The 21,293-nt window shown below is 63.0% G+C and carries 21 protein-coding genes and 1 pseudogene; 12 read left to right on the forward strand and 10 right to left on the reverse strand.

The genetic code is table 11. From position 1 onward, the window contains the following. Nucleotides 1-665: 665 nt before the first annotated feature. The 3 genes from L1081_RS12075 to L1081_RS12085 all read right to left on the reverse strand — a co-directional run bounded on the left by L1081_RS12075 (nt 666) and on the right by L1081_RS12085 (nt 4,974). The gene (locus tag L1081_RS12075) at nt 666-2,204 is read right to left on the reverse strand and encodes an IS3 family transposase (protein ID WP_489416611.1); all 1,539 of its coding nucleotides are present in this window, start codon (nt 2,202-2,204) and stop codon (nt 666-668) included. Nucleotides 2,205-2,334: 130 nt separating this feature from the next. Further along, nucleotides 2,335-3,969, reverse strand: coding sequence for a phospholipase D-like domain-containing protein (locus L1081_RS12080; protein ID WP_489416612.1), 1,635 nt, complete (start codon nt 3,967-3,969; stop codon nt 2,335-2,337). 78 nt (nt 3,970-4,047) lie between these two features. Further along, entirely contained in the window at nt 4,048-4,974 is a 927-nt protein-coding gene (locus L1081_RS12085; RefSeq protein ID WP_489416770.1) for a cupin domain-containing protein, read from the reverse strand. A gap of 95 nt (nt 4,975-5,069) precedes the next feature. Here L1081_RS12085 and L1081_RS12090 point away from each other — a divergent pair, with 95 nt between their 5' ends. After that, nucleotides 5,070-5,819: an SDR family NAD(P)-dependent oxidoreductase gene (locus L1081_RS12090; RefSeq protein WP_489416613.1), complete on the forward strand. Its 750-nt coding sequence runs from the start codon at nt 5,070-5,072 to the stop codon at nt 5,817-5,819. 45 nt (nt 5,820-5,864) lie between these two features. On the opposite strand, the gene L1081_RS12095 is transcribed toward L1081_RS12090, so the two are convergent. From L1081_RS12095 to L1081_RS12105, 3 genes are read right to left on the reverse strand one after another with little or no spacing between them, the layout of a single operon-like run. Then, the gene (locus L1081_RS12095; protein WP_489416614.1) at nt 5,865-6,461 is read right to left on the reverse strand and encodes a VOC family protein; all 597 of its coding nucleotides are present in this window, start codon (nt 6,459-6,461) and stop codon (nt 5,865-5,867) included. 43 nt (nt 6,462-6,504) lie between these two features. Then, entirely contained in the window at nt 6,505-7,371 is an 867-nt protein-coding gene (locus tag L1081_RS12100) for a fumarylacetoacetate hydrolase family protein (RefSeq protein WP_489416615.1), read from the reverse strand. Beyond that, nucleotides 7,368-8,006: an NAD(P)H-dependent oxidoreductase gene (locus L1081_RS12105; protein WP_489416616.1), complete on the reverse strand. Its 639-nt coding sequence runs from the start codon at nt 8,004-8,006 to the stop codon at nt 7,368-7,370. Before L1081_RS12105 ends, L1081_RS12100 begins: the two co-directional genes overlap by 4 nt. 143 nt (nt 8,007-8,149) lie before the next feature. Here L1081_RS12105 and L1081_RS12110 point away from each other — a divergent pair, with 143 nt between their 5' ends. Next, on the forward strand, nt 8,150-9,055 hold the full coding sequence (locus L1081_RS12110) for a LysR substrate-binding domain-containing protein (protein WP_489416617.1): 906 nt from the start codon (nt 8,150-8,152) through the stop codon (nt 9,053-9,055). Between the two features lie 124 nt (nt 9,056-9,179). On the opposite strand, the gene L1081_RS12115 is transcribed toward L1081_RS12110, so the two are convergent. After that, entirely contained in the window at nt 9,180-9,947 is a 768-nt protein-coding gene (locus L1081_RS12115; protein ID WP_489416618.1) for an FCD domain-containing protein, read from the reverse strand. 121 nt (nt 9,948-10,068) lie between these two features. On the opposite strand from L1081_RS12115, the gene L1081_RS12120 reads away from it, so the two are divergent. The 3 genes from L1081_RS12120 to L1081_RS12130 are packed head-to-tail and all read left to right on the forward strand — an operon-like array spanning nt 10,069 to nt 13,329. Beyond that, nucleotides 10,069-11,265 (forward strand): enolase C-terminal domain-like protein, encoded by a 1,197-nt coding sequence (locus L1081_RS12120; protein ID WP_489416619.1) that lies wholly within the window; start codon nt 10,069-10,071, stop codon nt 11,263-11,265. A 35-nt stretch (nt 11,266-11,300) separates the two neighbouring features. Further along, complete coding sequence (locus L1081_RS12125) at nt 11,301-12,260, forward strand: NAD(P)-dependent oxidoreductase (protein ID WP_489416620.1); 960 nt, start codon at nt 11,301-11,303, stop codon at nt 12,258-12,260. Nucleotides 12,261-12,312: 52 nt separating this feature from the next. Further along, complete coding sequence (locus L1081_RS12130) at nt 12,313-13,329, forward strand: tripartite tricarboxylate transporter substrate-binding protein (RefSeq protein WP_489416621.1); 1,017 nt, start codon at nt 12,313-12,315, stop codon at nt 13,327-13,329. 35 nt (nt 13,330-13,364) lie between these two features. Here L1081_RS12130 and L1081_RS12135 read toward each other — a convergent pair whose 3' ends face one another. Beyond that, nucleotides 13,365-13,943, reverse strand: coding sequence for a TetR family transcriptional regulator (locus L1081_RS12135; protein ID WP_489416622.1), 579 nt, complete (start codon nt 13,941-13,943; stop codon nt 13,365-13,367). Nucleotides 13,944-14,237: 294 nt separating this feature from the next. On the opposite strand from L1081_RS12135, the gene L1081_RS12140 reads away from it, so the two are divergent. From L1081_RS12140 to L1081_RS12150, 3 genes are all read left to right on the forward strand, one after another. Beyond that, on the forward strand, nt 14,238-15,164 hold the full coding sequence (locus tag L1081_RS12140) for an SDR family NAD(P)-dependent oxidoreductase (protein ID WP_489416623.1): 927 nt from the start codon (nt 14,238-14,240) through the stop codon (nt 15,162-15,164). Between the two features lie 74 nt (nt 15,165-15,238). Further along, nucleotides 15,239-16,189 carry a LysR substrate-binding domain-containing protein gene (locus L1081_RS12145; RefSeq protein WP_489416624.1) on the forward strand — a complete coding sequence of 317 codons (951 nt, stop codon included), beginning with the start codon at nt 15,239-15,241 and terminating at the stop codon, nt 16,187-16,189. A 194-nt stretch (nt 16,190-16,383) separates the two neighbouring features. Next, nucleotides 16,384-16,710 carry a cell envelope biogenesis protein TolA gene (locus tag L1081_RS12150; protein ID WP_489416625.1) on the forward strand — a complete coding sequence of 109 codons (327 nt, stop codon included), beginning with the start codon at nt 16,384-16,386 and terminating at the stop codon, nt 16,708-16,710. 75 nt (nt 16,711-16,785) lie between these two features. Here L1081_RS12150 and L1081_RS12155 read toward each other — a convergent pair. Further along, a pseudogene (locus L1081_RS12155) lies at nt 16,786-17,025 on the reverse strand (NAD(P)H-binding protein); the annotation flags it as partial. A 193-nt stretch (nt 17,026-17,218) separates the two neighbouring features. After that, the gene (locus tag L1081_RS12160) at nt 17,219-18,130 is read right to left on the reverse strand and encodes a LysR substrate-binding domain-containing protein (protein ID WP_489416626.1); all 912 of its coding nucleotides are present in this window, start codon (nt 18,128-18,130) and stop codon (nt 17,219-17,221) included. Nucleotides 18,131-18,222: 92 nt separating this feature from the next. On the opposite strand from L1081_RS12160, the gene L1081_RS12165 reads away from it, so the two are divergent. From L1081_RS12165 to L1081_RS12180, 4 genes are read left to right on the forward strand one after another with little or no spacing between them, the layout of a single operon-like run. Beyond that, nucleotides 18,223-18,669: an ester cyclase gene (locus tag L1081_RS12165; protein ID WP_489416627.1), complete on the forward strand. Its 447-nt coding sequence runs from the start codon at nt 18,223-18,225 to the stop codon at nt 18,667-18,669. Nucleotides 18,670-18,687: 18 nt separating this feature from the next. After that, nucleotides 18,688-19,608, forward strand: a complete 921-nt coding sequence (locus L1081_RS12170) for a zinc-binding dehydrogenase (RefSeq protein ID WP_489416628.1) — start codon at nt 18,688-18,690, stop codon at nt 19,606-19,608. A 14-nt stretch (nt 19,609-19,622) separates the two neighbouring features. Beyond that, nucleotides 19,623-20,555: an SDR family NAD(P)-dependent oxidoreductase gene (locus tag L1081_RS12175; protein ID WP_489416629.1), complete on the forward strand. Its 933-nt coding sequence runs from the start codon at nt 19,623-19,625 to the stop codon at nt 20,553-20,555. Next, on the forward strand, nt 20,552-21,292 hold the full coding sequence (locus tag L1081_RS12180; protein WP_489416630.1) for an SDR family oxidoreductase: 741 nt from the start codon (nt 20,552-20,554) through the stop codon (nt 21,290-21,292). Before L1081_RS12175 ends, L1081_RS12180 begins: the two co-directional genes overlap by 4 nt. Nucleotide 21,293 lies beyond the last annotated feature (1 nt).

The following is a 21,293-nucleotide window of genomic DNA, read 5'->3' on the forward strand; positions in this document are numbered from 1 at the left end:
ACATGATGGCAACCGTCGCGCGAAGCCAGCTATGACCAGGATCCCGATGCATCCGTTCATGCCAGTATTGCTTGACTGCAAGGCTGGCAAGGCTCACCGGACAGTCGAAGCAGAGCAGGTTCGTGTGCACCCGCATAGAACGTTGGATGGGCGCGAGCTTCGATGCGAATCAGATCGAGAGCCCTCCAAATAGCTGATGCAGCGGCGCAGCCCGGCTGAGTTCCTCTCTCGGCGTCTGCTATCGCTGCAGGTCCGATTCTGAAACCTGTGCGTGGCCTAGCCCACCAACTGACGATAAACGGGCGTTTACGAAGGCCACGATAACGACACCGGCCGCCGGCACCCCGCCCTGCCCGCTATTGCTTGCCAGCCAGTGGCTACGCTAAACTGCGCGCCAGGTGCCAACCTTACTTGCGCGCGAGTAGAAAAAGGCCGCTTTCCATCTCCCTTCATTCAACGCAGATCTCTTCTTCCGACGCTTGTCGTCCTCGGGCATTTAAACGCGCGCACCGCTTTCCCGAGGCGACGTGTCGACAACGAAGGAGTTTCGAATGACGTTGAAAGAACTGGCGTATGTTGCGCAATCTCGTCTCCAGTCTCGCCTAACTGTTGATTGCCACCGAAAATTGACCCGGCGGGGGTGCGGATAAAAACTTGGACTGGTTTTATGCCGCAAGTCCAAGGCTCACCCGGTATTCGATAGGGCTGAGAGAGCCAAGAGAGATCTTGATCCGCTTCTCGTTGTACCAGCGGATGTACGAGTCGACCGCCTCGATGAATTGCTCAATGGTGGCGTTCTTCCAGTCTCGAGGATAGAACAGCTCGTTCTTCAGCCGACCGAAGAAGCCTTCGCAAGCTGCGTTATCAGGTGAGCATGCCTTGCGAGACATCGAGCGGGTGAAGTTCGCGTCGCTCATTCTTGATAGCCAACCAGGCCAGCGGTAGTGGCCGCCCCGATCGGAGTGAACCACAGGCCGGTCAGTAGTTTCGGCCACTGTCTCGATGGCTGCATCCAGCATCGTGTTGACCAACTCAGCGTCCGGACTGGTCCCAATGGTCCAGCTGACGACCATTCCATCGAAGCAGTCGATGATGGGCGAGAGGTACACCTTGCCAGCCGGGATCTGGAACTCCGTGATGTCCGTGAGCCATTTCTCGTTGGGGACCGCGGCCTGGAAGTCGCGGTTGATGAGGTTCTCAGGCGCTGGACTGATCTCGCCAAGGTATGACGCATACCTGCGCTTCCTCGGCTTTGGAACAACCAGGCTTTCCTGCTTCATCAACCGTTGCACGACCTTCTCGGAGATTGCGACGTCCTGCCTGGTGAGCGAAGCTTGCAGCCTGCGGTAGCCATAGCAGCGGTGGTTCGACTCAAAGATGTCGGTGATGGATTGCCGCACCTCCAGGTACTTGTCGCCCACCTCTGCACGGGCCCGATGGTAGAAGTACGAGCTACGCGCAAGGTCCAACTGTGCAAGGAGCTCTGGCAGGCCATAGTGCTCCCTGAGGGCGTCAATCAGCAGTGTCTTCTCCCGGTTGGGCAGGAGCTGCATGTCGACGCCCAGGCCTTTTTTTAACAGTTCGTTCGCCTTGTGCAAGAGGTCCTGCTCAAGGCGCAGTTGCCTGACTTCGCGGCGCAGCGACTCCACCTGGCGCTCGAGCTCGTCGCGCTCCTGCGATGGCGGAGATGGATTGGTGCGTTTCATGGATGCGGGTGCCTCACGTCCCAGAAGTTGGTTCTTCCAGTTGTACAGCGTTGGCCGGCACACGCCGAACTTGTCGGCGACAGCCTGGGCACTTTCCTCGCGCGTGCAAAGCGCCATGACTCCCGCTTGCATCAGCTTCCCGGAATACCTTCGTCGCCCCACACTGCCAACGACAGCCCTTCTGGCCTCAGGAAGGGCCTCGCGAATCCAAGCGGTCAGCGTCCCCCTGCAGGGGTAGCCCAGTGCCCTCATGGTGGCAGCAATGCAGCGGTCGTGGGCGATGTAGTGCTCGATAGCTGCCGCTTTCTGCGCCTGCGAGAACTTGGGTCTCCGGCCCGCATAGCCCGCCGGCAAGTCGAGCTTCTGCTGGTACTCGTTGTACCAGCCCTTCAGAGAATTCTTTGTTGGATAACCCAGCTGACGGATGGTGGGTCTGACGCGTTTGCCGAGCTTGATGTAGAGCTCAACGGCTCGAATCCGATCTTCGTAGGAATACACGAACTACCTCCTGGTAGTCCAAGTTTTTATCCGCACCCCCGTTTCCGTCGACCCGCCTAGTTCGTCAGGCCCATATGCATGATGCCTTCAGGAGGCTGCCAATCCTGCCTTCAAGCACGGCAAGGATCCATCACAAGTTGTCCTCGGTGACAAGAGGGGCGAGCAGCCGAAGCAACGTGCGTCGCCACACAGAGGTCTCCGGCGGAGCGTTGTAGGCTCTTTCTGCCTGGTCTCCGACCTGCTCCACCCACTGAACTTCCCCCGCTGAACTCAGCCGCAGCGTGTACCAACGGGTAGCCTCGATAAACCTCTTGATCTGTTGAACCAACTCTTGGCTGTCGACGATCACGCCAAGTTCACTGTTCAGCTTTGTGGAGCGCAAGTCCAGGTTCATCGAACCAAGGAACATCTCCTGATCGTCGACGATGACGCTCTTCATGTGCAACGCGAGTGCCGAAAGCGCTCGGTCCTCCGCCTGCTCCGATTCGGCGCCGGCGCGATGCCTGCGAACAACCAAGTCAGGACTGACCTCGGTCACGTTCACGCCGGCGCGAAGCAGAGCCTCCAGTCGCCGCCAGTAGGCCATGTAGGCCAGCGGAACATCCGTGGACGCGAGAGAGTTGGTGATCAGAGTGATCTTCAGTCCTCGACCGCTCGCACCGATGAGTGCTTCCATCCCCTCGTCGTCCGGCACGAAGTAAGGGGTCACCATGGTCACCCGCGCACGGGCGCCTTGCATCCACTGCACGACGCGCTGGGTCACGGTGGAATTCTCGCTGGAGAGCGACCCCGAGCGATGGGTCTTGCTCAGCGGGTCGAACAGCACGCGGCCTCTCGCTGGGACCAGATGATTCAGACGGCCGGAAGTCAGCTCCTCAGGGAGGGCAAGCATGGCAGCTCGATCGGTCACCGACTGAAGAGAGTCGCCGGTAGAGTGGCCGATCACGCGCTCGCCGTCGAGAGGGCCGACAGTCGATGACACTGCACTTGCAGCGCGTTTCTCAAAGGCGCTCTGCAAGGCACTCCTACCCAATGCGCTACGCACCACGTCGGAAACATCGTGCGCGACCTCGCTGTTCCAATAGTGGTCGAACGCGTCCGACAGGTCGCGCACCATCGGGCCCGCGACAAAGAGGTCCATGTCGAGAAAATTCGACCCTGCATTGTTCATGGCGTATTCGTCTGCAACGTTTCGCCCGCCGGTCACGGCCGCGACGTTGTCCGCCACGAACAGCTTGTTGTGCATGCGCCGATTGAGTCTGTTGAAGTCAGGTGCAGATGCGGCAAAACGCGACCAGATGCTCCATCGCCCTGCTGGATACGGATTGAACAAACGGACCTGGACGTTCGGGTAGCTGCTCAGAGCCAACAGCAGTTCGTCTTCGCCCACGGTGTTGAAGTCGTCCAGAAGTATCCGCACGCGCACACCCCGCACTGCTGCATCGCGAAGCTCCCTCAGCAGGACCAGCCCGGTGCTGTCGGGCGCCAGAAGAAAATACTGCACGTCAATGCTGCGGGTGGCCATCCTTGCAAGCGCGATGCGTGTTGCAAAAGCTGTCGGACCATACGGCTGGAGGCGAAACCCCGAGCGGCCGTCTGCCGGCAATGCGCGCGAAACCGTTTTGTGCAACTGCGTCTGGGCCCAGTCGGAAATGGCTTCGGTGTCCGGGCCGACGCGCCCAGGCGGCAAGCTCGCGCACGCGGTCAGCAGCACGGCCAACGTCATCGAAAGCATGTGTCGGAGGCAGTTTTTCATCACTGGCATGGCTGATTTCTCAATTCGTCCAAGGACTCTTCCGGACTGCTGACCTGATCCTCGATGGATCGGATGTTCGTGGCGCGTCTACATCATCGACGACCGAGCCGTACGCAGGGATGCCTGCTCGCGCGCGTAGTGCGACGGGGGCTGACCCACATGGCGAGCGAAGGCGATACTGAAAGCACTGGCCGAGCCGTAGCCGACTCGCTCGGCGACCTCGGCAATCCCACCCTCCTTGCGGGAAAGCAGATCCTTCGCGAGCGCCATGCGCCAGGCAATGAGGTACTCCATCGGGGCCATTCCGACCTCGCGGTTGAACCGCTCGAAGAAGGTGGAACGCGAGAGCGCCGCCCTCTCGGCCAGCGCCGCAACGCTCCACGCCTTGGCAGGCTGTTCATGCATGGCCCGGATGGCGCCGGCGAGTCGCTCGTCGGCCAGCCCCCTTGCAAGGCCGGTCGACGCGCTGGTCCCCGTGTTCGATCTCAGGGCCTCGATCAGTAGCACCTCGAGCAACCGCCCCAGCACGACGTCGCGCGCGGGGCGCTGTTCGCGCGACTCGTCCTCCAACAGCTGTACCAGGGTCGACAGGCGCTGAGCGCCGCGCACGTGAATGAACTGCGGCAACAGCGACACCAGCAGCGCAGCATCGTGAGAGCCGAACCGGCAGTGGCCCGCCAGGATGCGCAGATCCGGCGGGCCGTGCTGCATGCCGATCCTGAAGATGCCTGCGCCGAGAGCGACAGGCACCGAATCGGCGTCTTCTTTTGGCGGCGGGAGACTCGACATGCCGACCCCGAACGCCGCGGGAACCAGAACGAAGTCGCCGGCCTCCAGGACGATCGGGGCCTGTCCGTCCAGCGCAAGCCGGCAACTTCCCTCCAGGATCAGGCAGTAGAAGGGCTGCCCCGCGTCGGAGCGCCGAATCCTCCAGCTGCCCGCGCCCGCGATGGATTTGGAAAACCGCGCAGTCGGCTGCAACAGCGCCACCACCTCCGCAAACGGGTCAACCACAGCCGGACTCTCGCTCATGAAACACGGACTCTCCATTGTGGATAGTTTGCTCGCCCCGCCCTATCGTGAGGCTTCCATTGTTCCAGACGACATTCATGAAGACCATTCTCATCACTGGCTGTTCCTCGGGCTTCGGCCTCGAAACGGCCCGACACTTTCTCGCGCAAGACTGGCAGGTGGTTGCGACGATGCGCGAGCCCCGCGACGACTTGCTTCCCGCATCCAGCCGCTTGCGTGTGCTGCAGCTCGATGTCACCGACGTTGAGAGCATTCGAAGGGCCGTCGAAGCCGCCGGCCCGATCGATGTCCTCGTCAACAATGCCGGCTTCGGCGCGCCGGCGCCCTTCGAGCTGACAAACATGGAGACCGTGCGCGCGCTGTTCGAGACCAATGCGTTCGGAACCATCGCAGTCACGCAGGCCGTCTTGCCTCAGATGCGCCGGCGCCGTTCGGGCGTGATCGTGAACGTGAGTTCGAGCGTCACGATGAAGCCACTGCCGCTCGTGAGCATCTACCGCGCCTCGAAGGCGGCAGTCAACGCCCTCACCGAGTCTTTGGCAGCGGAGGTCGAGCCTTTCGGCATCCGGGTGCGGATCGTGCTGCCAGGCTCCTCCGGCGAAACCCGCTTCCGTGAGACAGCCGGCACCCACCTGCGCGGCGCGGACGACGAAGCCTACGGGGACTTCATGCGCCAGACCATGGCCACAATGCGGGCCTCGCCGGGGCCCGGCACCCGCTCTGCGGATGTGGCCGAAGCGGTCTGGCGCGCAGCGATCGACCCGTCGTCTCCGATGGAAATCCCGGCAGGCGCCGACGCGGTTCAGTGGGCTCGCGAGGCCTCCTGAGCCTGGTGCCGCTAAGAGCCCGCCCGGCATGTTCGCTTGCAAGGATCAGGCAACGAACATGTCCCACGGGGTCGTGCCGGCGGCAAGCGGCGGGCGCGCGGTGATCTGCTCGATCGGCTCTCCCGCCTCGAATCGGGCAATGAGCTCCTCCGGGACGAAGCGCACGCCCATGAAGTTGTCGGCGTAGGCACCGCTGGCGAAGAAGGCGTCCAGGTCTTCAGTTCGCCGGAAGACGTCGTATTGCAGCTCCAGGCGGTTGCCGTCCGGATCCTTGTAGTAAAGCGAGATCGTCGGGCCGTGATTGATCGACCAGTAAGGTTCGATCTGATGGGATGCCAAGCGCCTGTACGTCGCAAGCAGCTCCCCTAGTGAGCCGTAGGTGAAAGCAATGTGCTCAAGACCGGGACGGTCATCGGAGCTCCCGGTCAGCTCGGGCCGGGCGATCAGGCCGATGCGGTGATGCTCGTCGTCGTACATCAGGAAGCACACGGTGCAGTTCTCGAAAGCGGGTCGCGCTTCCAGGACCTTCATGTACCACTCGCGTGAACGCGAAAGGTCGGAAGCCCGCAGCACGACGTGCGCCAGCTTGACCGGATAGATGCGGGTCGCCTGATAGTCCGGAAGAACACGTGGGTCGGTCATGACTGTCTCCAATAGGGGGATGTGAACGCCGCGCTGCCGCCGCTCAGAGCGTCGGCTCTGCCGTCACTCTGTTCTCGATCGCACCGATGCGGTCGATCTCGACCCGGACCCGATCACCTGGCTGGAGGTAGCGGGGAGGCTCCATCAATCCGCCCACGCCGGCGGGACTACCGGTCGACAGCACGTCGCCGGGCTCAAGAGTGAAGGCGGTGGAGAGTTCGGCAATCATTGCGCCGATGCGATGTGTCATCTCGGATGTGTTGGCGTCCTGCCGCAGTTCGCCGTTCACCCAGGTTCTCAGGCGAAGCGAATGTGGGTCTGGTATTTCGTCGCGCGTCACGAGCCAAGGGCCGAAGGGGCCGTGCGTATCGAAGGACTTACCCAGCGTATGCGTGGGTGATCGGAGCTGCCAGTCCCGCACGCTCATGTCGTTGCAGACAACATAACCGGCGATGACCGATTCAGCATCCTCGGCTCGAACGTGGCGGCATCGCGTGCCGATGACGACGCCAAGTTCGCCTTCGTAGTCGAACTGATCAGAGATCCAGGGCTTCAGAACGTCGCTGAATGGGCCGGTGATGCATGACACCTGCTTGTTGAACCAGACTTGCCCGGCCCCGCGCACGACGCCGGCTTTTTCTGCTTCGGCAAGATGCGAAGGATAGTTGCCGCCGAGGGCCAGGAATTTCTGCGGATCCGGGACGGGCGCCTGTAACTCGATGCTCTTCAATGAAACACGTCGATCGCCCGTCCTCTCGTTTCGAGCCCAAGCGAGGCCGCCCTCCCCCCGCGTCAGGAGCTCTCGAACTCCGGCCGGTGCGTCATCGCGCTCCGAAAGGACGATGACCGCATCGCCTTCGACCCTGCCGAAGTGCATATCACCTTGGTGATGGAACGAAGCGAGCTTCATGCGATGGCTTTGGCGGCGTCGTCAGCGGCGTTCGCGAAGAGTTCGTCGATCTGCCGGTGGGCGTCGCTCATGGCTGCCTGTCGCTTCTCAGGGCTGATGTTGACGCCCTCCGCGCGGATCACGTCAATGCGCTGGATGCCGAAGAACCTCAGGACAGCAGCCAGGTAAGGTTCTTGAAAATCCATGTCACTGCCCGGACTGAGGCTGTAAATGCCACCGCGCGAGGAGACGATGACCACCTGTTTGTCGCCTGCAAGCCCTTCGGGGCCTTTCTCGGTGTACTTGAAGGTGCGCCCCTTTTGCGCAAGCACATCGAGCCAGGTCTTCAACTGGCTGGGGATGCTGAAGTTGTACATCGGCGTGCCTATGACAACGATATCGGCGGCCAGGAACTCGCTGACGAGCTCCTCGTAGAGGGCCAGTTCCGCCTGGGCCTGCGGCGTCGGAGGGGCTCCAAACCGAAGCGTCTGAACAGCTGGGGAATTGAGGTGCCCGGTGAGTACACTGGTCAAGTCGCGATACTTGACCGTCCCTCCCGGATGCGCCTGACGCCAGGCATCAACGGTCGCAGCGCTCAGTTCTCGCGAGACTGAACGCTCGCGAAGGACGCTGCTGTCAATATGAAGAAGGTTCATCGGAGGCTCCTTAACTCGGCCGGGCTGGACGAGTGATGGGCCGATCATTGAGGCAAGCGCGCCACCGAACAACTCAGCCGGATGGAACGCTTCGTTCCACTGCCGCAACGATCTCCGATGCATGATGTGGCGACGGAGATCGCATGGAAGATCTGAACGATTTGGTGCTGTTCGCGCGGGTGGTCGAGCACAACGGATTCAGCGCCGCCAGCCGTGAGTTGGGTATTCCGAAATCCCGGCTCAGCCGGCGCATTGCGCTGCTCGAAGATCGCATGGGCGCACGGCTGCTGCAGCGATCGTCACGCCGTTTGGCCGTCACAGCCGTAGGCCAGCTGTTCTATGAGCGCTGTCTGGCTGTCATCTCTGCCGGCGAGTCGGCGAGCGAGGTCGTGCAACAGGCGATCGGGCAACCGTCCGGCACGCTGCGCCTGAGCTGCCCCATTACGCTTGCGCAGTTCTGGCTCACGCCACTGCTGCCGACGTTCATGAAGCAGCATCCCATGATCAACATCTCGCTGTTCGCCACCAACCGCCGGATCGACCTGATCGAGGAAGGCATTGACGTTGCGCTGCGGGTTCGACGGCCGCCTTTCGACGATTCGAGCGTCGTCGCGCGCCGACTCGGCCAGACCACGGACGTGCTCGTGGCCAGTCCCGAACTGCTCGCGGCGCAGGCCCAGCCTGCTCTCCCTTCGGATCTCGCGAACTGGGCCACGTTGGCGCTGGCCACATCCGGTGATCGCTTTACGTGGACGCTCCTGCGCGGTAGCGAATCCGCCGAGACGCGCATCAGTCCCCGGTTCGTCTCGGACGACATGTACGCGCTTCGCCGCGCGGCACTGGACGGAGTCGGCATCGCCTTGCTGCCCCAGCTGATCTGCGATGACGAGCTCCAGCAAGGTCGACTGAAGCGCGTCCTTCCCGAATGGGGTTGCACGCCCAGCGAGATTCAGGCGACGTTTCCGACCCGACGAGGCATGCTGCCAGGGGTACGTTTCCTGATCGACTTTCTTGCAGAGCACCCACCGGAAGCCGAACTGCCAGGTTGAACCCTGGTGGGCTGCTGAGCACGCGGGCTCTGCCGCTCAGGAACCAAGTCTCTTTCAGACGGTTTCGCGTGAGTTCCACGGGGGCGGCCTGGAACACGCCGCCCCGCCCCTTCAGGCGTTGTTGTCAATCGTTTGCTCCGGACCCGAAGAGTCGAGCGATGCCGCCGCGCAGATGGGCTTCCATCGCCTGTCGCGCAGCCACTGCATCCTGCTGTGCCAGTGCCAGTTCGATGGCGGCATGCTCCTGGCAAACGCCGGCCCTCCGTGCATCCCGAGGCCGACCGGCGAGGCTGCGCGAGAGACCGATGCTGAAGCGGGTTTGCGGGGCCAGCGCAGTCATCGTCATGCTGAAGAAGCGGTTGCCGCAGGCCTGGGCGACAGCGTCGTGGAAGGCGACGTCCTCCTCGACGGCATCGCTGCCTTCTGCAAGGGCCTGCTCGAAGCGCTCGCGGCAAAGGCTCACCTGGTGCATCTGGTCGGCGTTGCGCATCAGCGCAGCGCGAGCGGCAGCTTCGCCCTCCATGACGCACCGGAATTCCAGAAAGGCGCGGATGTCCGCGATGTTCTCGAGCGTGCCGAGCGAGAGCGGCTTGACTTGCGGCAGGGCATCGGTGACGAAGGTCCCCGACCCCTTGCGCGCCTCGATGCGGCCTTCTTCGCGAAGGCGCGCGAAGGCCTGACGCAACACCGGGCGCGACACGCCGAGGCGCTGCGCCAGCGCTGTCTCGCCGGGTAGGCGCGCCCGCGGCTCGAAGCCCGGAGTGCCCAGCAACTGCATCAGGTCCTCATACGCCTTGTCGCTCAGCAGTCGGCGTGCGCGGTGCGGTGCTGAGGGGAGATCCGGGTCGATGTCCCGTTGTGTGTCAGATGCGGTTCGCGCCTTGGATGTCATGACAGAAATTTACAGGGTAAACAGAGGAAATGGGTCATTCTTCTCTCGGATTGTTATGGAGACAATGGATTTGCCTTGGATTTAGGGCAAAGTAGTCTTGAACATATAAAAAGCTGCAAACATGCCCATTGTCCGTTGCATTCGTACTTTTCGGCTGCCCGACCGCCCGAATCTGATCTGGCTCGAACTCGAAACCAATGACGGGCTCGTCGGACTTGGGGAAACCTTCAGGGGGGCCGCGTCGGTCGAGACCTGCCTCCACGAAGAGCTCGCACACTGGCTGCTCGGGCGCGACGCTCGTCATATCGAAGGCGTCTCGCGCCACCTGCTCACCCCCTACGTCGGGTACAACAGTTCGGGGGTGGAAGTGCGCGCCGCCAGCGCCGTCGACCTCGCCTTGTGGGACCTTGCCGGCCAGCGGCAGGGTGTGCCGATCTATCAGGCGCTGGGCGGAGGCGCGCGCTCCAGCGTGCCGGTCTACAACACCTGTGCGGGCTACGCCTTCAACACGAATGGCAAGCGCCGCGACATCGGCGCCGCGGACCGGTCAGACGGGCCGTACGACGATCAGGTCGCCTTCATGCGGGATGCCGGCGCGCTGGCCAGGAGCCTGCTGTCGGAGGGGTACAAGGCAATGAAGATCTGGCCCTTCGACATCTATGCGCCTGCCAGCAACGGCCACTTGATCACGTTGCAGGACCTGGAGAAGGGGCTCGAGCCGTTCCGCCTGATCCGCGAAGCCGTCGGCAACAGGATCGAGGTGATGTGCGAACTGCACAGCCTGTTCGGCAGCCACTCGGCACTTCGCATCTGTCAGGCGCTGGAGCAATACGACGTGTTCTGGGTCGAGGACCCGCTCTGCAAGATGGATGACGCGGCCGGCCTGTCGGATCTGCGCCGCCGCACCCGTGTCCAGATCTGCGGCAGCGAGACCCTGGGGGGGCTGCGCCCGTTTCGCGACTTGCTGGCGGCGGACGCGCTGGATGTGGTGATGCTCGATCTGGCGTGGTGCGGCGGCTTCACCGAAGGGCGAAAGATCGCCGCGCTGGCCCAGGCCTACAACCGACCGCTGGCACCGCACGATTGCACGGGTCCTGTCACGCTGATGGCCGGCCTTCACATGGCCTTGCATGCGCCGACCGCGATCTACCAGGAGGTCGTGCGTGCGACGCTGGCCACCTGGTATCGCGACATCGTCACCGAATTGCCGGTGATCACCGAGGGCATGGCCCAGCCACCGGTCATGGCCGGGCTGGGCACCCGCCTGCAGGACGGTTTCAAGCAACAGCCTGGGTTGATCGTGCGGGAAAGCCGCTGACCCGCACGCACCGCAGACGTACAGGACTCTTCTTCATGTTGATCAAAATTGTCGGACTCCACGCCCCCCATGCGCCGCGCCTGCGTGCGCTGCTCGGGCCCGAACACGAAGTCCAGTCCCTGGACAGCTTTCCCCCCACCGGCGAGATCCACGCGGACGTGGTCATCAGTAACAGCCTGAACGCGGACGAGGCCGCGCGCCTGCGCTGCCGTCTGGTGCACGTGCCCGGCGCCGGGTCGGAACAGATCGCCTGCCAGTCGCTGGCGGCCGGTATCACCGTATGCAACGTGCACGGCCATGAAGTTCCGATTGCGGAGTTCACCCTGCACGCCATCCTGGAGCATTTCCTGCAACTGTGGCAGTACCCCGCGCGCCTGGACGCGGCTGCCTGGGCGGCGTCCTATTCGAAGCGTGCCCCGCATGACGAGGCCCATGGAAAGTCCGTCGCCATCGTCGGCTTTGGGCACATCGGTCAGGAGATCGCACGGCGTGCGCGTGCCTTCGGCATGCACGTCATTGCCGTGACGCGTAGCGGAAGGCAGGGGCCGGCCGAGTTGGCGCATGAGTACGTCGCGGCCGCCGCGCTCGACGAGGTGTTGCCGCGGGTCCAGGTGCTGGTCCTCTGCTGCCCGCTGGACGACAGCACACGCGGCCTCATCAGCGAACGCCGACTGGGCCTGCTTCCGCCGGGCGCCTTGCTGGTCAACGTGGCGCGTGCCGAGGTGGTCGAAGAGCAGGCGCTGTACGAAGCCTTGAGCCAGCAGCGACTGGGTCGGGCCGTGCTGGACGTCTGGTACCAGTATCCCAAGAAGGGCGCAGCGCCCGTGCCACCGTCGCGCTGGCCACTGCATGAACTGGACAACGTGCGCTGCACGCCCCACATATCGGCCATCACGCCCGCCCTGCTGGAGCGGCGCTACGGCTTCATGGCCCGCAATATCACGCGACTGCAGCAGGGGCAGGCGCTGGAGAACGTGATCTACCCGGCACCTTGAACATGGCCATCAGCGCCGTACCGTTTCGACCCTCGAACAACTGGAGACAACCATGCCCTCGGCAACCCTCGACACTTCATTCATCCCGCTCATCGGGCGGCGCAGCGTGGTCGGCCTCGCGGCGGCGGCCCTGCTGGCCGGCGCATCGCTTGCGGCCCATGCCCAGGACGCGGCGGCCTACCCGCACAAACAGATCCGCATCATCGTGCCCAATCCGCCGGGCGGCACCTCCGACGTGCTGGCGCGTCTGTTGGCAAAGGAGCTGGGCGAGACGTTCAAGCAGACGGTGATCGTCGAGAACAAGGCCGGGGGCAACGGCCAGATCGGCGCCTCTTACGTCGCCAAGTCCGCACCCGACGGGTACACGTTGCTGGTGCTCGACATGTCGGTGCTGACGATCGGTCCCAGCGTCATTCCGCAGCTCAACTACAACCCGGTAAAAGACCTGGCGCCCATTGCCATTCCGGCCTATTCGCCGCATCTGCTGGTTGTTCGCCAGGATCTGCCCGTCAAGAACATCGACGAACTCGCCGCGTACCAGAAAAAGAGCGGCAAGCCGCTCAGCTTCGGCACACCGCTGGCTTCCATCAGCCAACTGGCGGGCATCCTGCTCGCGCAAGACAGAGGTTTCGAGTTCAACGTGATTGGCTACAAGGGGGGTGCGCAGGCGCTGGCCGACCTGGCAGGCGCGCAAATCGACACGGCCATGGCGAGCGTGCTGGCCACCAATCCCCTGGTGCAGGGCGGCAAGATCAAGGCCATCGCCGTGACCAGCGCCAAGCCCTTTGCCGCCGTCCCGGGTGTACCGACCGTCGCCTCGCAGATCCCGAACTTCGTGACCGGCTCCTGGCAGGGTCTGCTGGCCCCCGGTGGCACGCCACCCGCGGTGCTGGAGAAGTTGCAGTCGGAGGTCCAGCGCATCGTGGCGAGGCCCGACGTGGCCAAGCGTCTCCAGGAACTCGGATCCGAACCCTCGGACATGAACCGTCAGCAGATCGCAGCGTGGATGCAGACCGAAACGACGCGCTGGGGCAAGGTGGTGAGGGACAACAACATCAAGGCCGAATAGAACGCGGCGAGATGGTTTGAAGCCGCTGCAGCGGCTCAGCCAGCGCGCACGAAGGCCCTCGCTTCCCGCTCCAGGTAGCCGAGGCAAAGCGAAATCAACTGCCCGCGCAGGATTCGGGTCAACTTCCGCGGAGCCTGTTCTTCCAGCACGCCCTTCGTCGGCCCGACCATGGCGGTCGCAAACATGTAGGAGACGATGTCGAGGTTGCCGAACTGTGCATCCACTGCGGTGGAGAGCATTTGCGCCAACGCTGTGCCCACGCGCTCGCTCGCACGCTGCACCAGCACCGAGCCGCCCAGTTCTGCAGCGACGGCGTAGAGTGCGCGGGCCTCGTCCTCGCGCTCGATCTTTGCCTTCACGAAGGCGTTTACGACCGACTCAACCATGCTCGACAGCGGCTTTGCGTTTGCCTTCCGAGCGGCGTCCTCCACCGCCTCGGCGACACCATCCAGGTGGCGTTCCAAAACGGCATTCAGCAGCGCCAGCTTGTTCGGATAGTACTGATAGAGCGTACCGACAGAGACCCCGGCACGCTCTGCCACCCTGGTCGTCGTCAGTCGGTGCATGCCCTCCTTCAAGAGGACCTGAATGGCCGCTTCGAAGATCGCGGCCACGGTCACGACGGACCGTGACTGGCTGGGGCTCCGACGCGAAGCGAGAGGCAAGACGGACGATGGGGGCATGAGGACTCCTGTTCTTGCGGGGGTATTCGATGATCGGAGTATCGCCATGCACGCCGACCTGTGCAGCCGAAAAACATGAAGGATTCTCCATATTTTTCACCTCGGCGCGCACGTTGAGCGCCGCTGTACGAGGGAATGCTGGGCATCCATCTCCCCGGAGGAAAAGCGAATTCAAAAGATGAAGGATCATTCATATAGTTGCTCCATCAACCACAGGAGCTTCTCATGGCAACGTACTTCATCACTGGCGCGACTTCTGGTCTTGGTCGTCAAGTCGCCCTCCGGCTCGCCCGCTTGGGTGGGCATCGTCTGGTCCTTCCGGCGCGCGACGCCGCAAGAGCCGAAGAACTTCAAACCGAGCTTCTCGCTCTCGGGGCGTCCGAGGTCATGGTTCCGGTACTCGACCTTTCGTCCCTGCAGGGCGTCGCCACATTTGTGAAGGAGTTTCAACGCGACACATCGATCCTGCTTGATGGCGTTCTGCTCAACGCGGGCCGGCAGTCCGCCAGCAAGTTGGTCGAAACGATGGACGGATTCGAGTCCACGTTCGCCGTGAACCACCTGGCGCACCACCTGCTGCTCAAGGGGCTGACAAGCCGCTTGTCGACCAAGGCAACCGTCGGATGGACCGCAAGCGGCACGCACGACCCGGCAGAGAGGTCCGCCAAGATGTCCGGGTTTCGCGGCTCTCGATACACGACGGCTGTGCGGATCGCCAAAGGCGACTATGCAGGCGCTTCTGCCGAGCAGGCATGCAGGGATGCCTATGCCACGTCCAAGCTCTGCAACATCGTCTCGGCTCGCGCGTTCGGAGCAGATGGTTCGACGACGAGAAACTATTTTTCGTTTGATCCGGGGCTGATGCCCGGTACCGGGCTCGCACGAGAACAGGGGCCACTGATGCAATGGGCGTGGAAGAAGGTTCTTCCGCGGTTGTCCAGCCTGCTGCCTGGCACCAGTTCCACCGATCGTTCTTCAGCAGTGCTTGCTGATCTGCTCACAGGGAAGCTGCGCGGATCGCACAACGGCGCCTACTTCAATTACACCGGGAAGCAACTGGAACCCGCAGCCCAGGCGAAGGACCCGCGCATTTCTAAAGACCTGTTCGAGGCCAGCGACGTGATGGTCAAGAAGTTCGCGCATCCGTCGTGAGATGGGTTCTCGCACGTGGTTCGCTGGTCGTCTACTTCGTCCATCCATTGTTCCCTCTCGGGGACAATGGATGCATGCTTGATCTCAATGCCTTTCGCATCTTCGACAAGGTCGCATCGCTCCGTAGTTTTTCTGCTGCCGCACGAGCGCTGGGAATGCCCAAGTCCAGCGTGAGCCGCTCGATCCTGATGCTCGAGCAAGAGCTTGGAACCCGGCTGCTCCAGAGAACCACGCGCGAAGTCGTCGTGACCGAATCGGGAGCAGCATTCAAGGAGCGCTGTGCAGACGTTCTGGCGCGCATCGGGGAGACAGTGGACTATGTCAGCAGCCTAGGCTCGGCGCCGCGCGGACTGCTGAAGGTCAGCTCAGGCATCGGTACCGGGCTGCACATGCTTGCCGACCTGGTGCCCCGGTTCCTCGAACGCTACCCGGAGGTCGAGATCTCGTTGGACCTGAGCAGCCGGACCGTCGACCTTGTCGCAGAGAACATCGATGTTGCCATCCGGATGGGACCGATGCCCAACTCGGAGCTTGTCTCCTCCCGGCTAGGATCCATACCTCGTTGGCTTTGTTGTTCGCCTGAATACGCCGACCGAAGAGGCCTGCCTTCTGCACTTCATGAGTTGCGCGCCCACGATATCGTCGAGATGCCCAGTCCAAATGGCAGGCCTCGCACTTGGTTGCTGGCAAATGCGGCGGGCGAAACCGAGAAGATCGAGGTTCTGCCGCGTGTCAGTGTCAACGATCAGACGTCAATGCACCGCATGGTCGTTCAAGGCGCGGGCTTGGCCTGCTTGGCGGCCTACCTTGCTGCCGAAGATGTACGCGCTGGTCGACTGATTCGAGTCCTTCCTGATTGGCGTCCTGCCTCAGTCGACGTCAGCGTGGTTTTCCCCAGCAACAGGACGCTTTCGCCCGTTGTTCGAGCTTTCGTCGATTTCATAAAGCAGTCGACCGTCACCAATAAGCTTTGGCAAACCGAATTTGAGGACGAAGAGCTCAACACCGTGCGATCGACCGCGTGAACGCTGCGTTCAATCCTCGGAACAATCAACCTCGCATTGCGCGCCATGCGGTGGCTACGATGCTATCGGCCACCGCCGCTTTTGGCGTGGTCTGCAAACCGCAGTGCGCGTCCCCTCGCCATACGGCGGGGGCAAAGAAGCGCCCGACTTCATCTGCCTGAAGGCGTCGTTGCCCAACCATTGAGGATCTCTAATTGAACAAAGCTCTTGCACTCCTTATGACCGGCCTTTTCGCAGCAGGTGCGTACGCGCAAAATCCGCCGAACGCTTCTGCAGAACAGGCGCCGGTGACCAATACGAAGCCTCAGGCACGCGCTGAAGCCAAAGTTGCTGGCAAGCCGGCCGGCCAGGTGAAGGCTGGTGCCGGCGGAGACATCAACAAGGTTCCTGAAGGCGGCGCCATCGGCACTGACCGAGCGGCTCTCTCAGGCGAAAAGCGCGCGGAATCGCGTGACGCCCGTCGCACCAATAAGGATGGTTCGATGAAGCGTAAGTCGAGCCAAGGTGGAACCCCCGAGTGACGCGACGGGTGTTCAGAAAGAGGCGTTCGTTTGAACGCTTTTTCCCCTAGCCATGCCTTTGATACCCCATCTGATTTACCAGAAGATCAGCGGCGCTTGGTGAAGCCAGGCGCCATTTCGCACCTGATCGAGCACAAAGCTGGCGACGTCTGACGTGGCAATGTTCCCACCGTGGAATTCAGGGATATCTGTCAGGGCCCGGACGGATGCCTGTGATGCGTTGTCGTTCAGCAAGGACGGCCGTACGAGCACCCAGCCCAACAGGCTCTCTTGCACCAGGGCTTCCTGGCGGTTCTTGTCTTCGTAGACCTTCCGGAGAAGAACGGGCTCCGTTGGTTCGTCGACCGATGTGTCCGATGCTGAGAGGTGCGCGTCTCAGGTCAATCGCGAGCCCGTAAGCACTTGCCCAGGTGAGCCGCTCTTGAAGGGCTGCCAGCGTGCAATTCCGGTGCCTACGCGCGTGGGGGAAAGAGGCAGATCTCTCAGGCTCCCGGCGCATCCACAACATTCACAGCGAAGCTGCAGTTGATGCAATCAAGGCCCTGAACCACGCCTGCGCCAGATTGCTCTGGGCGCGTCGATGCCATATCAGGTGGAACACGATCGAAGGCAATGCCAAGGGCGGCGGGAAGAGCGCAAGCTTTCCGCCTGCCTCAGACGAAAGCGCAACGCGCCTCATCACGGTGGCCGTCATGCGCGTGCGCGCCACGACAGCGGGCACGGCGAACATCTGCGGTAGCGTCAACGCAAGCTGGCGCTTCTTGCCCTTCTGCGCCAGTGCCTGGTCAACGACGCCGTGCCGGTCTCCCTCCGGCGACACGAGCACATGGGGCAACGCGAGATAGGTCTTCATGGTCATGCCACGCCGAGCGTCGGGATGGTCGCTGGCGAGGATGGTGACGAATTCATCCTGCAGGATCGGCATGCTCGAGATTCTTCCGTCGGCCTGCGTCGGCGACACGCCGATGGCGGCGTCGATCGCACCGGCATCCAACAAATCGACAGCGTGGTCTCTGTCGATGAACGCCCGGACATTCAACGACACGCCCGGCGCCTGCTGAGCAAGGGCCTCCAAGAGCTGCGGCAGCAGTACAAAGGTCGGGTAATCCGACAGTCCAAGATTGAACGTCAGCGACGCGTCGCCCGGCACGAAGGCCGCTTTCTTCACCAGCACGGTCTCGATCTGCGCGAGCGCCTGGGAGAGGGGCCCCGCGAGCTCGCGTGCCCTCGGCGTGGGCAACAGGCCCTCCGGGCTGCGCAGAAACAGCGGATCGCCGAGCAGCTTGCGCAGTCGCGCCAGCGCCGCACTCATGGCCGGCTGACTCACGCCAACGCGCGCTGCAGCCCGCGTCACATTGCGCTCCTCCATCAAAGCGTCGAAGGCCGCCAAGAGGTTGAGATCGACGCCGTGAAAATCCATAGAACGAATAGAGTTTTATACAGTTTATCTGTTGGACAGATGACGGGCAATTTACAGAATCACCCTACCACCAACCAACCTACGAGTTCGACATGCAACTTATCGATCAAGACCTTTCCACCAGACTCTCCATAGAGCGCCGGGCCGTGGAGACGCTGTATCGCGCCTTCAGCGACCAGGACCCCGACCTCGTGGACGCCGTTCTCTCGCCCGAGTGGGACGACATTCCCCTGGCCCCAGGGCAGGTCGCTGGCCCGGCCGGCATCAAGCCCATCATCCGCAGCGTGGCCGAGGCGTTTCCTGACGTGCAGATCGCGATCCACGACATGGTGCAGGAACCGGGAAAGATCGGTGTCCGCGCGGAGATCAGCGGGACCCACCGGGGCGTTTTCTTCGGCATCGCACCCACCGGGAAGAAGGTGAGCTTCCGGCTGCACGAGTTCCACACCGTCAACGATGGCCTCGTGACTACGACGTGGCACATGGAGGACTGGTTCGGCCTGTTCTCGCAGCTGGGCCAATTTCCACCGCAAGCCTGAACGCACAAGGAGGCCCTCATGAAGACAGCACTGATACGAGCCTTCGGTGGCCCTGATGTCGTGACCCTCGCCGACATCGACCTGCGCGAAGTGCAAGCCAACGAGATTGCGGTCCGCGTCGAGGCCGCCGCGGTCAACCCACTCGATCTGAAAATGATCGCCGGCGCCATGCAGCAGGTGTTCCCGAGCCAGCTTCCCTACGTTCCGGGCACCGATTTCAGCGGCGCCATCGAAGCCGTCGGCAACGACGTCGAGGGAATGAGAATCGGCGACCGCGTGGTCGGGCGGACGGCGCCCGGTGTGGGCGGCGCCTTCGGAAAGCGTCTCGTGATCGCTGCCGATCAGATCCTGCCGATCCCCGATGGCATGAACTTCGAGCAGGCCGCGGCGCTGCCGACGGCCTTCGGCACGGCCCGCCAGGCGCTGTTCGATGTCGGCGCGCTGCAAGCCGGCGAGACGGTGCTCGTGCATGCAGGTGCAGGCGGCGTGGGCGGCATGGCCGTCCAACTGGCGCACAGCGTCGGCGCGCGAGTCCTTGCCACGGCCTCGGAGCGCAACCACGAACTCGTGCGCAGCCTGGGCGCAGACGAGGTGATCGACTATCGCACGCAGGACTTTTCCGCCTTGCGCGATGTCGACCTCGTGCTCGACACCCTCGGTGGCGACACGCTGGAGAAGTCGTGGAAGGTGCTGCGCGCGGGCGGCCGCATCGTCACGACGGTGGACTTCTCCATCACCGAACGCGACGGTCACGCCGGGACGTTCGTTTTCTTCGCCGGCGCCGTTCCGTATTTGCCGCAGGCCTTCAGCCTGTTCGAGCGCGGGCAGCTCCAGATCGTCACGGACGCGATCTTCAAGCTCGATGATGTCCGCAGTGCGCTCGAGCGACAGGCGAGCGGACATGCGCGCGGCAAGCTGATCGTGCGCGTGGGCCAGTGAACAAGAGGTCAGCGATGACGACTGAACAACTGATTGTTCTTGTGACCGGCGCTGGCTCCGGCATCGGCAAGGCGGTCGCCTTGTCCTTGGCCCGAGCTGGACATCGCGTCTTTGCGAGCATGCGCGGCACCAGCGAGAAAAACAGCGCCCGCGCGAACGAAATGACGCAGCTCGCGCATCACGAACGCCTTGCGCTGGAGGTGATCGAACTGGACGTCCTGTCGGAAGTCAGCTGCAGAGCAGCGGTCGACCTGATCGTCGCCAGACATGGACAACTGGATGTCGTCGTCAACAACGCTGGCATGCTCATGCAAGGTCTGACGGAGGCCTTCTCCGTCGAGCAGGTCGCGCGCATCATCGATACCAATGCGTTGTCGTGGCTTCGCGTCAACCGTGCGGCCTTGCCCGTGATGCGGCGTCAAGGTCATGGCGTGCTGATGTACGTCGGCAGCACGACCTCGCGGCTGCACGAACCCTTCCTGGGCCCGTACGTCGCCAGCAAGGCGGCCGGCGACGCATTGGCCGAGATCATGGGCATGGAGGTTCGTCCTGCCGGCATCGAAACCGTGATCCTGGTTCCAGGCGCCTTCACCGAAGGCACCGAGCACTTTGCGCACGCGCAGTCGCCAGCGTACCCAGCGATCGAGCAGCAGTACGGCGACCTTCCGGCGCGCATGAGTGGCCTTGCGGGCCGGCTCCAGGCCATCGATGCAGCCAACGGCGGGGCGCTCGACGTCTCGGCCGTCGGCGACGCAGCGTGCCGGGTGCTGGCGATGCCCCGCGGGCATCGTCCGTCGGGCGTCACCATCGACGGCCAGCACAAGGGTACCGAGGCGATCGATGCGCTCCATCACGAGAAACAGGCGAACTTCTTGCGCCAAATGACGCTGGATGACCTGCTACCGGCGCCGCCCCTTGGTGCCATCAACGAGGAAACGACACCATGAGCACGACCCATTCCAAGGCTGCCCTCGTCACCGGAGCGTCACGCGGCATCGGCAGAGCCATCGCACGGCGACTCGCGGCCGACGGCTTCTCCGTTGCTGTCGGCTACGCCGGAGAACGCGCGCAGGCTGAAGCGACGGTCGCGACGATCGAGGTCGCCGGTGGCCGCGCGATCGCTGTGAAGGGCGATGTGTCGAGGTCGGAGGGGGTAGACGGCCTGTTCGGGGCGGCACGACAGGCCTTTGGCCGGCTCGACGCGGTCGTGAGCAACGCAGGCGTCATGGACATCGCGCCCATCAAGATGGAAAGCGTCGCAGCGTTCGACAAGATGATGTCGATCAATGTGCGAGGAACCTTTCTCGTGCTCGCCAAGGCCGCGGAAGTACTCGGCGAGGGCGGACGCATCGTCGCCTTGTCGAGCAGCGTCATTGCGAAGTCGTCGCCAGGGTACGGGCCCTACATCGCCTCGAAGTCCGCCGTCGAGGGGCTCGTGCGCGTTCTGGCGAACGAAGTTCGGGGTCGCAACATCGCGGTCAACGCGGTTGCACCCGGGCCGACGGCCACCGAGTTGTTCCTCAAGGGCAAGACGGATCAGCAGATCGAAACGCTGGCGAAGATATCGCCGATGGAGCGACTCGGGGAAGCTGCGGACATCGCCAGCCTCGTTGCCTTTCTCGTCGGTCCGGACGGCGGCTGGATCAACGGGCAGGTCGTGCGCAGCAACGGGGGTTTTGCCTGAT

It is taken from the genome of Variovorax sp. MSC1_012 (assembly GCF_023667525.1).
GTDB classification, from domain to species: Bacteria; Pseudomonadota; Gammaproteobacteria; order Burkholderiales; family Burkholderiaceae_C; genus Variovorax; species Variovorax beijingensis_B.

Excerpts from the sequence above, each read along its gene's own strand:
- L1081_RS12080 (WP_489416612.1), bottom strand. The coding sequence starts at position 3,969 with ATGCCAGTGATGAAAAACTGCCTCCGACACATGCTTTCGATGACGTTG.
- L1081_RS12090 (WP_489416613.1), top strand. The coding sequence starts at position 5,070 with ATGAAGACCATTCTCATCACTGGCTGTTCCTCGGGCTTCGGCCTCGAA.
- L1081_RS12095 (WP_489416614.1), bottom strand. The coding sequence starts at position 6,461 with ATGACCGACCCACGTGTTCTTCCGGACTATCAGGCGACCCGCATCTAT.
- L1081_RS12100 (WP_489416615.1), bottom strand. The coding sequence starts at position 7,371 with ATGAAGCTCGCTTCGTTCCATCACCAAGGTGATATGCACTTCGGCAGG.
- L1081_RS12105 (WP_489416616.1), bottom strand. The coding sequence starts at position 8,006 with ATGAACCTTCTTCATATTGACAGCAGCGTCCTTCGCGAGCGTTCAGTC.
- L1081_RS12110 (WP_489416617.1), top strand. The coding sequence starts at position 8,150 with ATGGAAGATCTGAACGATTTGGTGCTGTTCGCGCGGGTGGTCGAGCAC.
- L1081_RS12115 (WP_489416618.1), bottom strand. The coding sequence starts at position 9,947 with ATGACATCCAAGGCGCGAACCGCATCTGACACACAACGGGACATCGAC.
- L1081_RS12120 (WP_489416619.1), top strand. The coding sequence starts at position 10,069 with ATGCCCATTGTCCGTTGCATTCGTACTTTTCGGCTGCCCGACCGCCCG.
- L1081_RS12125 (WP_489416620.1), top strand. The coding sequence starts at position 11,301 with ATGTTGATCAAAATTGTCGGACTCCACGCCCCCCATGCGCCGCGCCTG.
- L1081_RS12130 (WP_489416621.1), top strand. The coding sequence starts at position 12,313 with ATGCCCTCGGCAACCCTCGACACTTCATTCATCCCGCTCATCGGGCGG.
- L1081_RS12140 (WP_489416623.1), top strand. The coding sequence starts at position 14,238 with ATGGCAACGTACTTCATCACTGGCGCGACTTCTGGTCTTGGTCGTCAA.
- L1081_RS12145 (WP_489416624.1), top strand. The coding sequence starts at position 15,239 with ATGCTTGATCTCAATGCCTTTCGCATCTTCGACAAGGTCGCATCGCTC.
- L1081_RS12160 (WP_489416626.1), bottom strand. The coding sequence starts at position 18,130 with ATGGATTTTCACGGCGTCGATCTCAACCTCTTGGCGGCCTTCGACGCT.
- L1081_RS12165 (WP_489416627.1), top strand. The coding sequence starts at position 18,223 with ATGCAACTTATCGATCAAGACCTTTCCACCAGACTCTCCATAGAGCGC.
- L1081_RS12170 (WP_489416628.1), top strand. The coding sequence starts at position 18,688 with ATGAAGACAGCACTGATACGAGCCTTCGGTGGCCCTGATGTCGTGACC.
- L1081_RS12175 (WP_489416629.1), top strand. The coding sequence starts at position 19,623 with ATGACGACTGAACAACTGATTGTTCTTGTGACCGGCGCTGGCTCCGGC.
- L1081_RS12180 (WP_489416630.1), top strand. The coding sequence starts at position 20,552 with ATGAGCACGACCCATTCCAAGGCTGCCCTCGTCACCGGAGCGTCACGC.